Source organism: Streptomyces sp. NPDC006691 (assembly GCF_042869955.1).
Taxonomy (GTDB): domain Bacteria; phylum Actinomycetota; class Actinomycetes; order Streptomycetales; family Streptomycetaceae; genus Streptomyces.
Window position 1 is genome coordinate 1 of record NZ_JBIAGW010000002.1, and the last position, 13,549, is coordinate 13,549.

At 72.8% G+C, this 13,549-nt stretch carries 11 protein-coding genes and 1 rRNA gene; 7 read left to right on the plus strand and 5 right to left on the minus strand.

Annotation, left to right across the window (positions count from 1 at the left end):
• The first annotated feature begins 133 nt into the window (after window positions 1-133).
• Window positions 134-250: ribosomal RNA gene (gene rrf, locus ACFYNP_RS03565) — 5S ribosomal RNA — on the plus strand.
• Between the two features lie 119 nt (window positions 251-369).
• On the opposite strand, the gene ACFYNP_RS03570 is transcribed toward rrf, so the two are convergent.
• Window positions 370-762, minus strand: coding sequence for a VOC family protein (locus ACFYNP_RS03570; protein WP_388782253.1), 393 nt, complete (start codon window positions 760-762; stop codon window positions 370-372).
• A gap of 58 nt (window positions 763-820) precedes the next feature.
• Between ACFYNP_RS03570 and ACFYNP_RS03575 the strand changes: the two genes are divergently transcribed.
• From ACFYNP_RS03575 to ACFYNP_RS03585, 3 genes are all read left to right on the plus strand, one after another.
• Complete coding sequence (locus ACFYNP_RS03575; RefSeq protein WP_388403296.1) at window positions 821-1,453, plus strand: nucleoside/nucleotide kinase family protein; 633 nt, start codon at window positions 821-823, stop codon at window positions 1,451-1,453.
• A gap of 41 nt (window positions 1,454-1,494) precedes the next feature.
• On the plus strand, window positions 1,495-2,448 hold the full coding sequence (locus ACFYNP_RS03580; protein WP_388403299.1) for a hypothetical protein: 954 nt from the start codon (window positions 1,495-1,497) through the stop codon (window positions 2,446-2,448).
• A gap of 167 nt (window positions 2,449-2,615) precedes the next feature.
• Window positions 2,616-3,746 carry an aminopeptidase P family protein gene (locus ACFYNP_RS03585; protein ID WP_388782256.1) on the plus strand — a complete coding sequence of 377 codons (1,131 nt, stop codon included), beginning with the start codon at window positions 2,616-2,618 and terminating at the stop codon, window positions 3,744-3,746.
• A 124-nt stretch (window positions 3,747-3,870) separates the two neighbouring features.
• Here ACFYNP_RS03585 and treZ read toward each other — a convergent pair whose 3' ends face one another.
• Window positions 3,871-5,610 (minus strand): malto-oligosyltrehalose trehalohydrolase, encoded by a 1,740-nt coding sequence (treZ, locus tag ACFYNP_RS03590; protein WP_388782259.1) that lies wholly within the window; start codon window positions 5,608-5,610, stop codon window positions 3,871-3,873.
• Window positions 5,611-5,683: 73 nt separating this feature from the next.
• The gene (locus tag ACFYNP_RS03595; protein ID WP_388782262.1) at window positions 5,684-6,637 is read right to left on the minus strand and encodes a GNAT family N-acetyltransferase; all 954 of its coding nucleotides are present in this window, start codon (window positions 6,635-6,637) and stop codon (window positions 5,684-5,686) included.
• 195 nt (window positions 6,638-6,832) lie between these two features.
• On the opposite strand from ACFYNP_RS03595, the gene ACFYNP_RS03600 reads away from it, so the two are divergent.
• Complete coding sequence (locus tag ACFYNP_RS03600) at window positions 6,833-7,390, plus strand: DUF1707 and FHA domain-containing protein (RefSeq protein ID WP_388782265.1); 558 nt, start codon at window positions 6,833-6,835, stop codon at window positions 7,388-7,390.
• 53 nt (window positions 7,391-7,443) lie between these two features.
• Here the strand turns inward: ACFYNP_RS03600 and lpdA are convergent, their stop codons facing one another.
• On the minus strand, window positions 7,444-8,940 hold the full coding sequence (lpdA, locus tag ACFYNP_RS03605; RefSeq protein WP_388782268.1) for a dihydrolipoyl dehydrogenase: 1,497 nt from the start codon (window positions 8,938-8,940) through the stop codon (window positions 7,444-7,446).
• A gap of 135 nt (window positions 8,941-9,075) precedes the next feature.
• On the opposite strand from lpdA, the gene ACFYNP_RS03610 reads away from it, so the two are divergent.
• Window positions 9,076-10,023, plus strand: a complete 948-nt coding sequence (locus ACFYNP_RS03610) for a LysR family transcriptional regulator (protein WP_388782271.1) — start codon at window positions 9,076-9,078, stop codon at window positions 10,021-10,023.
• 79 nt (window positions 10,024-10,102) lie between these two features.
• The gene (locus tag ACFYNP_RS03615) at window positions 10,103-11,143 is read left to right on the plus strand and encodes a cytochrome P450 (protein WP_388782273.1); all 1,041 of its coding nucleotides are present in this window, start codon (window positions 10,103-10,105) and stop codon (window positions 11,141-11,143) included.
• Here the strand turns inward: ACFYNP_RS03615 and treY are convergent.
• Window positions 11,103-13,472, minus strand: coding sequence for a malto-oligosyltrehalose synthase (gene treY / locus ACFYNP_RS03620; RefSeq protein ID WP_388782276.1), 2,370 nt, complete (start codon window positions 13,470-13,472; stop codon window positions 11,103-11,105). The two genes, ACFYNP_RS03615 and treY, sit on opposite strands and share 41 nt — an antisense overlap.
• Between the last annotated feature and the right edge of the window lie 77 nt (window positions 13,473-13,549).

Here is a 13,549-nt window from a genome sequence, read left to right on the forward strand (position 1 = left end):
ATGTGGAAGCCCGGTAACGGGTGGAGCTGACTGGTACTAATAGGCCGAGGGCTTGTCCTCAGTTGCTCGCGTCCACTGTGTTTGTTCTGAAGCAATGAACTCCCATGTCCGGTTGAGTTCAACTTCATAGTGTTTCGGTGGTCATAGCGTTAGGGAAACGCCCGGTTACATTCCGAACCCGGAAGCTAAGCCTTTCAGCGCCGATGGTACTGCAGGGGGGACCCTGTGGGAGAGTAGGACGCCGCCGAACAATTTTTGGGAAAAGCCCCGCATCATGGTCTGTAGAAATACGGATCTGATGCGGGGCTTTTTCGCGTTCCCTAGCATCTCAGGGTCTGAGGGAAGGGGTGGGCCCGGGAGTGCTGGGGTCTACGCCGGCTCCAGGAGATCCCAGCGGTTCCCGTACAGGTCCTCGAACACCGCCACCGAGCCGTACGGCTCGTGCCGCGGCTGCTCCAGGAAGCGGACGCCGGCCGCCAGCATGCGTGCGTGGTCGCCCGTGAAGTCCTCGGTGTGCAGGAAGAACCCGACCCGGCCGCCGGTCTGTGCTCCCACGCTGGCCAGTTGGGCCTCGTCCTTCGCGCGGGCCAGGAGCAGTGCGACCGCCCCGCTCGCGGTGCCGGGCGGGCGTACCACCACCCGGCGCGATCCGTCCCCCCGGTCCGTGTCCTCGGCCAGTTCGAAACCGAGCGCCCGGGTGTAGAAATCAATGGCCTCGTCGTAGTCGCGCACGACGAGCGTGATCAGTGCGATGTGCGGCATGAGGCAAAGGTTATACGTACCACGTATGGTCGAGTCCGCCGGTGGAAGAATGGCGGGTATGGATCTCGACCTTGACCGGCTCGTCGGGCGTGCCCGCAGCCTCGTCGTGCCCGGCCGCCGCCGTATCCTCGGCATCGCCGGGCCGCCCGGTGCGGGGAAGTCCACGCTGGCAGGGGAGTTGGTGGCACGGCTCGGCGGCGAGGCCGTCCTCGTGCCCATGGACGGGTTCCACCTCGCCAACAGTGAGCTGCGCCGACTGGGGCGTACCGAACGCAAGGGCGCACCCGACACCTTCGACGCCGCCGGGTATGCCGCGCTCCTCACGCGGCTGCGCTCGCCCGAGCCCGGCACGGTCGTCTACGCGCCCGACTTCGACCGGTCCCTGGAGGAGGCGCTGGCCGGAAGCATCCCCGTCGACGCGGAGGTGCCGCTCGTGGTGACCGAAGGGAACTACCTGCTCCACGACGAAGGTCCCTGGGCGCAGGTCAGGGATCTCGTCGACGAGATCTGGTACCTCCAGCTCGCCGACGGCGAGCGGGTGCGCAGGCTCGTCGAACGCCATGTGCGGCACGGGAAGCCCCGGCCGTACGCGGAGCGCTGGGTCGACGAGTCCGACGAGGTCAACGCGGCACTGGTGGCCGCCGGACGCGCGCGGGCGGACCTTGTCATCACCGGCGCGCTCACTGGGTAGGCTCGCAGCTCTGGCGACCGTGCGAGGGGAAGGCAGCAGACGTGGGGATATTCCGACGAGGGCCCAAGCGGGACGCGAGCGACGCCCCGAGGGACCCCGAGTTCGGCTTCTTCTCGAACGACGAGGGCGCCCGATTTCGTGCCGTGGTCAGGGAGGCCTTCGCCGAGCTGGGCCTGGAGGTCACCGTCTACGCGGATTCGGTGAAGGACAGCGGCGGCCGTCGGTTCGGGCTCGGCAACCTCGCGGCCGTCTGTCACAACGAGCCCCGGGGGCCGCGCGTCTGGCCGGAACTGATTCGCAGACACGTCGGGATGGTGCTGCGCACCATGGACGCGCCCTCCGCGCTCGACACGATGGCGCCCGAGCAGATCCGGGCCCAGCTCTACCCGCGGGTGATCAGCGGTGAGGGACTCGATCCGCAGAGCTTCGGCTACGCGCGCAGCGTCGCGCCCGGCCTGTACGAGATCCTCGCGCTCGACCTTCCGGAGAGCGTCATGATGCTCACCGACGAGGCGCTCGAACCCCTCGGCAAGGTGCCCGAGCTGCGCGAACAGGCCCTGCGCAATCTGCGGGAGCTGCCCGTGGAGGGACATGAGACGGTCAAGGGCGACGACGGGACGCGCTTCGACATCGTCGTCGGCGACTCGTTCTACACGGCGAGCCGGGTGCTCGCCCTGGAGGCCGTCGTCCGCCAGGTGACCGGGCGCGAGCTGCCGCCCGAAGGCGCCCTGGTGGCGATGCCGTTCCGGCATCAGCTCGCCTTCCACGTCATCCGGGACTCCGGGATGGTCCTCGCGCTCAATGCCATGGCCTCGTTCGCGGCCTCCGGCTACGAGGACACGCCCGGGTCGATCAGCCCGTACGTCTACTGGTGGCGCGGCGGCACCCTGACCCAGCTCAGCGACCGGGACGGGGACGGTCTGCGGATCGTCGTGGGCGACGACTTCGGCGAGTTGCTGGAGAAGCTCGTGGACGACGAGACGGACGGACTGTGACGGCGATCTTGATTCCGATGGTGACGTCGATGGTGCCGTCGATGGGGGTGCCGTACGTGATGCCGGGCGTGACGGTGCGGGCGCGCGTCTGATCGGGAGGCGGGCGGCTCGCGGATCGAGGCGCCCATCCACTCGCGCGCCCTCGGGCGTGCGGGCAGGATGAGCCCATGCCGACGACGCCTGCCCCCGCACCCTTCACCGCCGACGACTACCGGGCCCGGATGGCCCGCGCCGCCGAGTCCGCCGCCGACGCCGGGCTAGCCGGCGTGCTCGTCGCGCCGGGTCCCGACCTCGTGTACCTCACCGGCTACCGGCCGACCGCGATCACCGAGCGGCTCACCGTCCTGGTGCTCGCCGCCGGGCAGGAGCCGGTCCTGGTCGTGCCGACCCTGGAGGCACCCGACGCCGAGCACGCTCCCGGTTCCGCCGCGCTGACGTTGCGGGACTGGACCGACGGCAAGGACCCCTACACCGTGACGGCCCCGCTCCTCGACGTCGACGGCCGCTTCGGGGTCAGCGACAACGCCTGGGCGATGCATCTGCTCGGGTTGCAGAAGGAGTTGCCCGGTACCTCGTACGTGTCGCTCACCGAGGCGCTTCCCATGCTCCGGGCCGTCAAGGACGAGCCCGAGCTGGCCCGCCTGGCCGCGGCGGGCGCGGCGGCGGACGAGGCGTACGGCGAGATCGTGAAGGTGCGCTTCGCGGGGCGGAAGGAGACGGAGGTCGCGGCGGATCTGGCCGGTCTGCTCCTCAAGTACGGCCATTCACAAGTGGACTTCACCGTCGTGGGTTCGGGGCCCAACGGGGCCAACCCGCACCACGAGGCCGGGGACCGCACGATCGAGCGGGGCGACATGGTGGTGCTCGACTTCGGGGGACTCAAGCACGGCTACGGCTCCGACACCACCCGTACCGTCCACGTCGGCGAGCCCAGCGCCGAGGAGCAGCGCGTGCACGACGTGGTGCGCGAGGCCCAGCAGGCCGGCTTCGACGCGGTGCGGCCGGGCGTGGCCTGCCAGGACATCGACCGGGCCTCGCGGGCGGTGATCGCGGACGCCGGATACGGCGAGTACTTCATCCACCGCACCGGTCACGGCATCGGGGTGACCACCCACGAGCCGCCGTACATGATCGAGGGGGAGGAGCGCCCGCTGGTGCCCGGGATGTGCTTCTCGATCGAGCCGGGCATCTATCTGCCCGGCCGGTTCGGCGTCCGCATCGAGGACATCGTCACCGTGACGGAGGACGGCGGCCGGCGTCTGAACAACACCGACCGTGCCATGGCCATCGTCGAGTAGTTCGAGTAGTTCGAGTAAGTCGCGTAGATCGTGCGCAGCGAGCAACTGCCTCCTGGGGCGCGGCTGTTGAGGGGTGGCCGGCAGCGGCGTCCAGGGGCGCGCCATGTCCGGCGTCCCCGCGGTCCTAGCGTCCGAGGACCGCGCAGGACTCCGGCGGCATCAGGACGAGCCCGTCCGCGCCCGGTGCCTCGATCGGCTCCCAGGCGGCCAGGATCCGGCCGCCGCCCCCGAGCTTGATCCTGACCGGCTCCTTGCCGAGGTTGACCACCACCCGCAGGTCGCCGCGCCGGTAGGTGAGCCAGCGGGCCTCCTCGTCGTGGGCGACCTTGACGGCCGCGAGGTCGGGGTCCGTCAGGTCGGGCCGGTCGCTGCGCAGGGCGATCAGTTCGCGGTACCAGGCGAGCAGCCGCGCGTGCGGCTCGGCCGCGGGCTCCGACCAGTCCAGGCAGGAGCGCTGCCGGGTGGCCGGGTCCTGCGGGTCGGGAATGTCCTCGGCGGACCAGCCGTGGGAGGTGAACTCCCGCCGCCTGCCCTCCCGTACGGCTCGGGCGAGGTCGGGATCGGTGTGGTCGGTGAAGAACTGCCAGGGGGTGCGGGCGCCCCACTCCTCGCCCATGAACAGCATCGGCGGGAACGGACTCGTCAGCGTCAGCGCGGCGGCGCAGGCGAGCAGGCCGGGCGAGAGGGCGGCCGAGAGGCGGTCGCCCTGGGCGCGGTTGCCGATCTGGTCGTGTGTCTGGGCGTAGCCGAAGAAGCGGTGGGCGGGGGTGCGGGAGCGGTCGACGGGGCGGCCGTGGGTGCGGCCGCGGAAGCTCGAATACGTGCCGTCGTGGAAGAACACCCGGGTGAGGGTCTTGGCGAGCGCGGCGAGCGGGGCCCGGGCGAAGTCGGCGTAGTAGCCCTGGGATTCGCCGGTGAGGGCGGTGTGCAGGGCATGGTGGAAGTCGTCGTTCCACTGGGCGTGCAGGCCGAGGCCGCCCTCCGCGCGCGGCGCGGTGGTGCGCGGGTCGCAGCTGTCGGACTCGGCGACGAGGAAGAGCGGCCGGCCGAGTTCCGCGGCGAGCACGTCCACGGCCGTCGAGAGCTCTTCCAGGAAGGGGTACGCGCGGGTGTCGGCCAGTGCGTGCACCGCGTCCAGGCGCAGTCCGTCCAGGCGGTAGTCGCGCAGCCAGGCCAGCGCGCTCTCCAGGAGGAAGGCGCGGACCTCGTCGGAGCCGGGCGCGTCCAGATTGACGGCCGCGCCCCAGGGGGTGTGGTGGGTGTCCGTGAAGTACGGGCCGAAGGCGGGCAGGTAGTTGCCGGACGGGCCCAAGTGGTTGTGCACCACGTCCAGGACGACGCCGAGGCCCTGGGCGTGCGCCGCGTCGACGAACCGCTTCAGCGCGTCGGGCCCGCCGTAGGGCTCGTGCACGGCCCAGAGCGACACGCCCTCGTACCCCCAGCCGTGCTGCCCCGGGAACGGGCACACCGGCATCAGCTCGATGTGGGTGATCCCCAACTCGGCCAGATGGGGCAGCCGTTGGACGGCCGCGTCCAGGGTTCCCTCGGTGGTGAAGGTGCCGATGTGCAGCTCGTACAGGACGGCCCGTTGCAGCGCGCGGCCCTCCCACGGCCGCTGCCAGGCGTACTCCTCGTGGACGACGACGGCGCTCAGGCCGTCCGGCCCGTCGGGCTGGCGGCGCGAGCGGGGGTCCGGCAGGACGGGGCCGTCGTCCAGGACGTATCCGTACCGGTCGCCGGCGTGGCCCTCGGCCTCGGTCAGCCACCAGCCCGCGCGTACGGGATGGCGGCGCATGGGATAGGTCGCGCCCTCCAGGAGGAGGGAGATCCGGTCGGCATGCGGTGCCCACACTTCGAACAGCACTGGCGTGTCCCCCTGTCGTGGCCGGTTGTGACCATGGTGCGACAGACGAGGGGGACATGCGCGCCATTCGCGACTACTTCCAGACCATGTTGATCGCGCGCTCGAAGACGACGTAGCCCGCACGGGCGAACGCCGCGGCCATCGGCACATTGGGCAGGTCGGTGGCGGCGCGGATGCGCGGCACGTCCTGTTCGGCCAGGACGCGCGTCCCCTCGGCGAGGATGTCGTCGATGTAGCCGTGGCCGCGGTGGGCGGGCAGCACCCCGATGTAGGCGATGATCGGGTTGTAGCTGTTGCGGGCCGGGATCACGAAGCCCACGGGCTCGCCGCTCTCCTTCAGCTCGGCGATCCGCCACCACGCACGCGGCGTGCGGTACCGCTCGAACTCCTCCTCGTACATGAGCTCCGCCGACGCGCGCGGGGTCATGGTGAGCAGTTCCGCCCGGGTGTGCTCGTCGAGCGAGCCCTCCACGACGAGGGCCATCAGGGAGAGGAGTTCCTCGCGGTCGGTGGCCGGGCGGAACGTGAGCCGGGTGGAGGCGTCCGGGAGCGGCGTGCCCGGCCGCCACTCCAGGCGCAGCCGCTCGACGAGCGGGGTCGCGCCCGAGGCGGCCACGATGTTCAGCCGGGTCTCGACGACCTCCCGGGCGGCGGGGTCCTCGCGCCAGTCGCCGGGCAGGAAGCGGCCGTACTCGGGGCGCTCGGTGCCGGTGGGCACCACGGCGGCGGTCGCGGTCTCCAGGAGGCGCAGGCCGATCTCGTGGCGCTCGGCCGCGGGCAGCGCATCGTCCACGTCGAGGAAGTCGAGGGCCTCCGGCGCCTCGCCCTTCTGGCCCGTCCACCAGGAGACGCGGGCGAGGACGCGGTCGCCGCGCAGGGCCACCCACATCCACTGCGGAATGCGGCGGCCGGCCGTCAGATCGTCCTCGACCTCGTGGTCGAGCACATAGGAGAGCTGCTGGAAGAGCCCGAGTTCCTCGGGCCCGGCGAGCGGACGGCAGACGGTGTCCGACGCATCGTTCGTCAAGAGAGGGTCCCCCGGAAGGTGATACGAGTCGGGGGACCCTAACAGTGCAGGTGGGCGGCGGGGCAAGTGGATTCGGTGGTGACCGGTGCCGCTGCGTCGCAGGTCAGTGGTGGGGTGCCGGAGGGGGCGGTGGTCTCCGGGGGAGGGCGGCCCGCTGCTGGACACGTCCGGCCCCGGGGAAGGACAATCGTCCCTGTGACGCCCTCCTTCGAATCCCAGACGTCCTCGGCGCCCGCGCGGCTCTCCGACGCGGAGCGCGACCGGGCGCTGGACGTCCTGCGCGAGGGCGCCGCCGAGGGCAAGCTCTCCCACGACACGTTCCTGCGGCGCATGGAACTGGCTCTGGCCGCCCGTCGCCCGGACGAACTGATCGTGCTCACAGCCGACTTGGAGCAGGGCGGCAACCGGTGGACCAGGGCCGTCTTCGGCGCCGTCAGCAGGGCGTCGGAGTTCTCCGTGTCGCTGCGCCGGGCGTGGCAGAGCGAGCGGCTGCCCAAGCTCCTCTTCCCCGCGCCGGGGCCGTACCCGCTGCGGATCGGGCGCGACCCGGTCAACGGGCTGCGCCTGAGCCACGAGACGGTGTCACGGGTGCACGCCGAACTGCTCTTCCAGGCCGGGACCTGGCAGCTGCGCGACCTCGGTTCCACCAACGGGACGTGTGTCAACGGGCGCCGGGTGACGGGTGTCGTCGCCGTGGCCGACGGCGACCAGGTCAGCTTCGGCCGGATGGCCTTCCGGCTCGCCAACCACTGAGGACGGTCCTTCGGCGGGCCTACCGGCCATCGCCGGGCGGAGGTTGAGGGTGCTCACTGTTGGTGCAGGCCACGCCCCGCCAGCGTGAGGAAGGTTTCACCGACGGCCTCCGACAGGGTCGGGTGGGCGTGGACGTGGTGGGCCACGTCGGACGGTTCGGCGTCCCAGCCGACGATCAGCTGGCTCTCGGCGATCATCTCGGACACGTTCGGGCCGACGAGATGGACGCCGAGCACCTGCCCCTCCCGCTCGGCGACCACCTTCACCACGCCGCCCTGCCCGTGCACCATGCCCTTGGCGACGGCCGTCAGCGGCATGGTGTTGACCACCACGTCATGTCCGCCGTTCCGGGCCTCGGCCTCGGTCAGGCCCACCGACGCGGTCTGCGGCGAGGAGTACGTGACCCGGGGCACCGCGCGGTAGTCGACGGGCGGCGAGGCGACGCCGGCCAGCGTCTCCGCCACCAACAGGCCTTCCGCGAAGGAGGCGTGGGCCAGACCGGGGGAGGGGGGCGGCAGCAGATCGCCCACCACGTGGATGCCGGGGACCGCCGTCTCCAGGCGGGACCAGTCGGCCGGCGCGACGAAGCCCCGCTCGTCGGCCGCGAGCCCGGCCGCCGCCAGGCCGAGGCCGTCGGTGACCGGGGCGCGGCCCACCGCGACCAAGAGCCGCTCGGCCTCGACCGTGCGGACCTCGCCACGCGCGGTACGCACCGAGGCACGCACCCCGTCCGCCAGTACGTCCGCCGCCAGGAAGCGCGCCCCGGTCTGGACGTCGATGCCGCGCTTCTTGAGTCCCCGCGTCAAGTGGCGGCCGACATCGGCGTCTTCGAGGGGCACCAGCCGGTCTGCGGCCTCGACGAGGGTGACCTCGGCGCCCATCGACCGGTGGAACGAGGCGTACTCGACGCCGATCGCGCCGCCGCCGAGCACCAGCACGGATCGCGGGAACCCGGGGGCGAACAGCGCGTCGTCGCTGGTGACCACGCGCCGGCCGTCCGCTTCGAGACCCGGCAGCATCCGGGGCCGCGAACCGGTGGCGAGCACGATGCCACGGCGGGCCACGAAGTTCCCGTGGCCCGACACGAAGACGCCGCGCGCACCGGTCAACCGGGCGCTGCCGCGCACCACTTGGACCCGGGCGTGCGAGAGATGGCCCACCACGCCCTTGTGGTTGCGGGAGACGATGTCGTCGCGGGTCGCCACCAGGGCCTGCCAGTCGATCGAGTCCACCTGTGCCTTCACCCCCCACCGCTCCCGCGCCTCGGCGATCCCGTCGACCAGTTCGGCGGCGTGCAGCATCGCCTTGCTGGGGATGCAGCCCCGGTGCAGACAGGTGCCGCCGACCTTGTCGCGCTCGGCGAGCACCACGGTGAGGCCGAGCGCGGCGGCGCGCAGGGCGGTGGAATAGCCGCCGGTGCCACCGCCGATGACGATCACATCGGCTTCGGTGGGCCCGGCTGCCGGGTCTTCGGTCACGGGGGCGGCCGGGGCGCCGGCCTGCGCCGCGTTCGTGCCGGTCGCGTGGGGCGTGCTGTTCGCGTTGTCCATGGGGCAAGCCTCTGCCCGGGCCCTGCCATGAGTCCAAGGCAATGTTCTTGTGGGTTCGATGCACCATGCTTATGGCGCGCGGGAGGGTTGTGCTGCGCGCGAGACGCACGAGCCGGTGGAGAAAAGGGGCGGGGCATGAGCCTGCGACAGATGGAGTACTTCGTCACGGTCGTCGAGGAGTCGTCCTTCACCCGGGCCGCCGAGCTCCTGCACGTCACCCAGCCCGCGCTCTCGCACCAGATCAAGGCGTTGGAGAGGACGGTCGGGGGTGCGCTCCTGGAACGGCTGCCGCGCGGCGTGCGGCTCACCCCCATGGGCCGCGCCTATCTGCCGCACGCCCGGCTCGCGGTGCGCAGCGCCTTCCAGGCCGGGCGCGCGGCCCGGGCGGCCGCCGGTGCCGAGGGCGGCGAACTGCACATCGCGGCCGTGCACGCGGTCGCCGTCGGCGTGCTGCCCGAGGTGTTCGCCCGCTGGCAGCGCGCCCATCCGGGAGTGAGGCTGCTGCTGCACGAGCACGCCAGCCCCGAGGCGCTCCAGGAGGCGGTGGAGCGCGGGGCCGCGGACCTGGCTGTCGGGCCACCGCCGAAGGACTGGGCCGGGCCCGTCGTGCCGGTCGGCGAGGAGGAGATCGCGCTCGTCGTCGCCTTCGACGACCCGCTGGCCCACCGCACCTCGGTACGGCTCGAAGAGTTCGCGGACCACGCCTGGGTGCGGTGCGCCATGGAACCCGTAGTCGACGGACGGCCCTGGCTCGACCTGGTCTGCGAAGGGGCCGGCTTCACCCCGCGCACCGTGGTGCGCACCGAGCACACCTCGACGGCGGTGCGGATGGCCGCGGCCGGCGTCGGCGTGGTCGCGGTGCCCACGCACGCCGTGCGCGGAGGGATCGGCGAGGACTGTGTGCTGCTCCCCGTCGACTCCTCGTGGAGGCGGCCGCTCACCGTGTTCTCGCGGGTCGAGCTCGCCGGTGTCGCGGCCGCCTTCACCGAGCTGCTGCGCCGGTCGGCCCCGTACGGCAGCCGCGGGCTCTCACCCGTACGGCCGAACGCCGATCGCGACGGCCCGGTCGAAGTGGTCCGCTGAGACAGTCACCGGACCCGGCGGGCGTGCACCACCGCGGGGCCGCGACCGCGCCCCTCGGGCGCCGACCGGGAGGCGCGCCATGACGACCGTCCAGCCGCCCGGGGCGGCCACCGCCCCCGAGCCCACCACCCGGCCGGAAGCGCTCTCGCTGCTCGGCGCCGCGGCCCGCCACGATCCGTACGCCTTCTACCGGACCCTGCGCGGGGAACATCCCCTGCTGTGGGACGCCCGGCTTGAGGCGTGGCTGGTCAGCCGGTACGCGGATGTCGCCCCCGCGCTCGCCGGGAGCGCGCTCGCCGGGCCGCGCCGGGGGCCCTGCTGCGGACCCGGGACGGTGCGCTGCGCCGAGGAGTACACGGCGCCCGAGAGCGCTTTCGCGCTGCTGCGCGAAGTGTGTGCCCGCACCGCCCATGTGCTGGCCCGCAGGCTCGCCGGGCGCCAGGAGGCCGACCTGGTCGAGGAGTTCTGCCGGTGGCTGCCGACCGGCACCATCGCCGCCGCGACCGGCCTCTCCTACGCGGCCGTGATGGGCCGCTCGGGCCCGGCCCCCGCCCGCAGCCGCGCCGAGGCGCCCGCGGCCACCGACCTGGGCCGCGGCCGGGGCGGCACGGGAGTCGCCCTGCTCGCCGCGCGCTGCGCCGACCAGGCGGTGCTCACCGGCCGGGCCCTCGCCTCCCTCATGGCCAACCTCCTCGCCAACCCCGAGCAGTTGGAGCTCATACGGGCGGTGCCGGCGCTGATCGGGCAGGCCTGGGAGGAGTCGCTGCGGCGCAATCCGCCCGTCCACGTGGTGCTGCGCCGGGCCACCCGTGACCTCGCCATGTCCGGCGGCACCGTGCCGGCCGGGGCGGCCGTCGCCCTGCTCGTCGGCGCGGCGAACCGCGACCCCGACCGGTTCGCCGACCCCGACCGCTTCGACCTGCACCGCACCACCGCCGGCGCCCTCGCCCTCGGGCCCGTCGACTGCCCGGCCGCCCGTGTCGCCGAACTCCAGGCGGAGTGCGCGGTGCACGCACTGCTCACCGCCATGCCGGGGCTGCGCGCGGCCGACGCCTTCGATCCGGCCGAGAGCGGCCTGCTCACCCGGGCCCCGCACCGCCTTCTCGTACGACCCTCCTGAGCAGGGCCACCGGACGCTCGGCGAACAGCTCGTCGAGGGACACCGCCCCGCTGAACTCCCGTGCACCACCGATGACTTCGGCCCACCGGCCATCGGGCAGCACCAGCTCCGTCCCGGCCCAGCCGCCCGCCTCGGCGAGGCGGAGCGAGAGCCGGGTCACCGCCGTCACCACCTCGTCCGAGCGACTGAAGGCCACACAGTGCCCGTCCCGGGGGCCCCGTGCGGCCAGGGCCCGATGGGTCCCGGACTCGCCGAAGACGGCCGGGAGTTCGCGGCGCAGCCGCAGGGCCGCCAGGGTCACCCTCAGCTTGTCGCCGGGCTCGGCCAGGGCGGCCGTCTCGAACCGGACCGGGCGGCGGTTGTCCGGGTCGACCAGCGCCGCGTACTCGGCTTCCGTGCCCTGGTAGAGGTCCGGCACGCCCGGCATGGTCAGATGCAGCAGCGCGGCGCCGAGACTGTTGGCCCGCGCGGCGGTCTCGGTCTCCCGGGCGAACTCCCTCACGTGAGACGCGAGTTGGCCGCCTGGGCCGGCCGCGACGAAGTCGCTCACCGCTTTCTCGTAGCCGGGGTCCTGCTCCGTCCAGCAGGTGTGCAGGCCCGCCTCGCGGACGGCCTTGAGCAGGGCCCCCTCCAGGCGCTCCGTCTCCGGCAGGCCGCCGAGCCCGACCGAGGTCTGCCAGGCGACCCAGGCGAGATGCGGATCGGGCGCCGTGGCACCGAGCCCCTCACTCAGCCGGTCGAGCAGGGCCGCCCACCGCTCGGGGCACTCGGAGAGCACCGCGATCCGGGCCCGTACCTCCGCGCTGCGCTTGGTGTCGTGCGTGGACAGGACGGTCCCGGTGGCCGGCCAGTCCCGGGCGAGGTGGGCGCAGAACGCGTGGAACTCGGCCGGATCCACCGAGGGCCGCCCCGGGTCGCCGCCCACCTCGTTCACCGAGAGCAGCGGTGTGTAGCGGTAGAAGGCCGTGTCCTCGACGGACTTGGCGTGCAGCGCCGACGCCGTCTGCGCGAACCGGGTACGGAAGCGGGCCCGTTCGGCGTCCTCGCCGAGCCGGCCGAGCGCCAGATCCCGCACCACGTCCACCGCCGCCGATTCCTCCGCGACCGCGAAGGCGGCCTTCGCCTCCAGGGCCGCCGACGCCGGAAGCGCCTGTTCCGCCCCGAACCGGTAGGGCCGGTAGACCGGGACCCGGACCAGGAGTTCGCACAGGGCCAGACGCAGGGCCCAGGGGGCGTGGTCGCGCAGCTCGGGCCCGCCGCGCGCGCAGATCCGTGCGGCCAGGCGCACCAGATGCTCGGTCTCGGCCACCAGCTCGTGGCTCAGCACCCGGTAGGCGGCGCGCCGCACCGTCGGCTCCCAGCGCCCGCCGCGGTCACCGCTCATCGCGGTGAACTCCCGGTAATGGGACTGGAGTTGGGCCGTTCCCTCCGGGTCGGTGAACAGGCCGTCGATGTGGCGCAGCGCGTCGTACCCGGTCGTCCCGGCGACCGCCCAGCCGGCCTGGAGCCGCTCGTCGCCGGTGAGGATCTTCTCGACGACCGTCCAGCGGCCCTCCGTCGCCTCGTTCAGGCGGCGCAGATACGCCTCCGGGTCCGCGAGGCCGTCCGGATGGTCCACCCGCAGCCCGTCCGCCACGCCGTCGGCGACCAGCTCCAGGATCTTGGCGTGGGTCGCGGCGAAGACGGCCTCGTCCTCCACCCGGACGCCGATCAGTTCCGCGATGGTGAAGAAGCGCCGGTAGTTGAGCTCGGTCCTGGCCAGGCGCCACCAGCCGAGCCGGTAGAACTGCGCGTCGAGCAGCTCCGCCATGGGCAGGTCCGCCGTGCCCTCCCGCAGGGGGAAGCGCTGCTCGCCGTGGCACAGCACGTCGCCCTCCACCGTCAGGCGGTCGAGCTCCGCGCCCAGCGGTCCGCCGAGTACCGGCAGCAGGACCCGTCCGTCGCCCCCTTCCCAGTCGATGTCGAACCACGAGGCGTAGGGCGAGGCGGGGCCCGCGCGCAGCACGTCCCACAGCTGCCGGTTGTGGGACGCGGCGGCCGACATGTGGTTCGGCACGATGTCGAGGATCAGGCCGAGCCCGAACTCCCTGGCCCGCGCCGCCAGTTGGCGCAGACCGGACTCGCCGCCGAGCTCCTCGCGGACCTTGGCGTGGTCGGTGACGTCGTATCCGTGCGTCGAGCCGGGGACGGCCTCCAGGACCGGTGACAGATGGACGTGGGAGACTCCGAGACCGGCGATGTAGGGCAGTGCCCCCTCGGCGGCGGCGAACGGGAACCCGGGCTGGAGCTGGAGCCGGTAGGTCGCGATGGGCTGGGTCAGCGGGGTCATATGAACGTACGTACCCCGTCGGACGGCTTCTGTGCCTTCGGCCCATGCGTATGCCCCGGTCGGCCGCGATAGCTTCG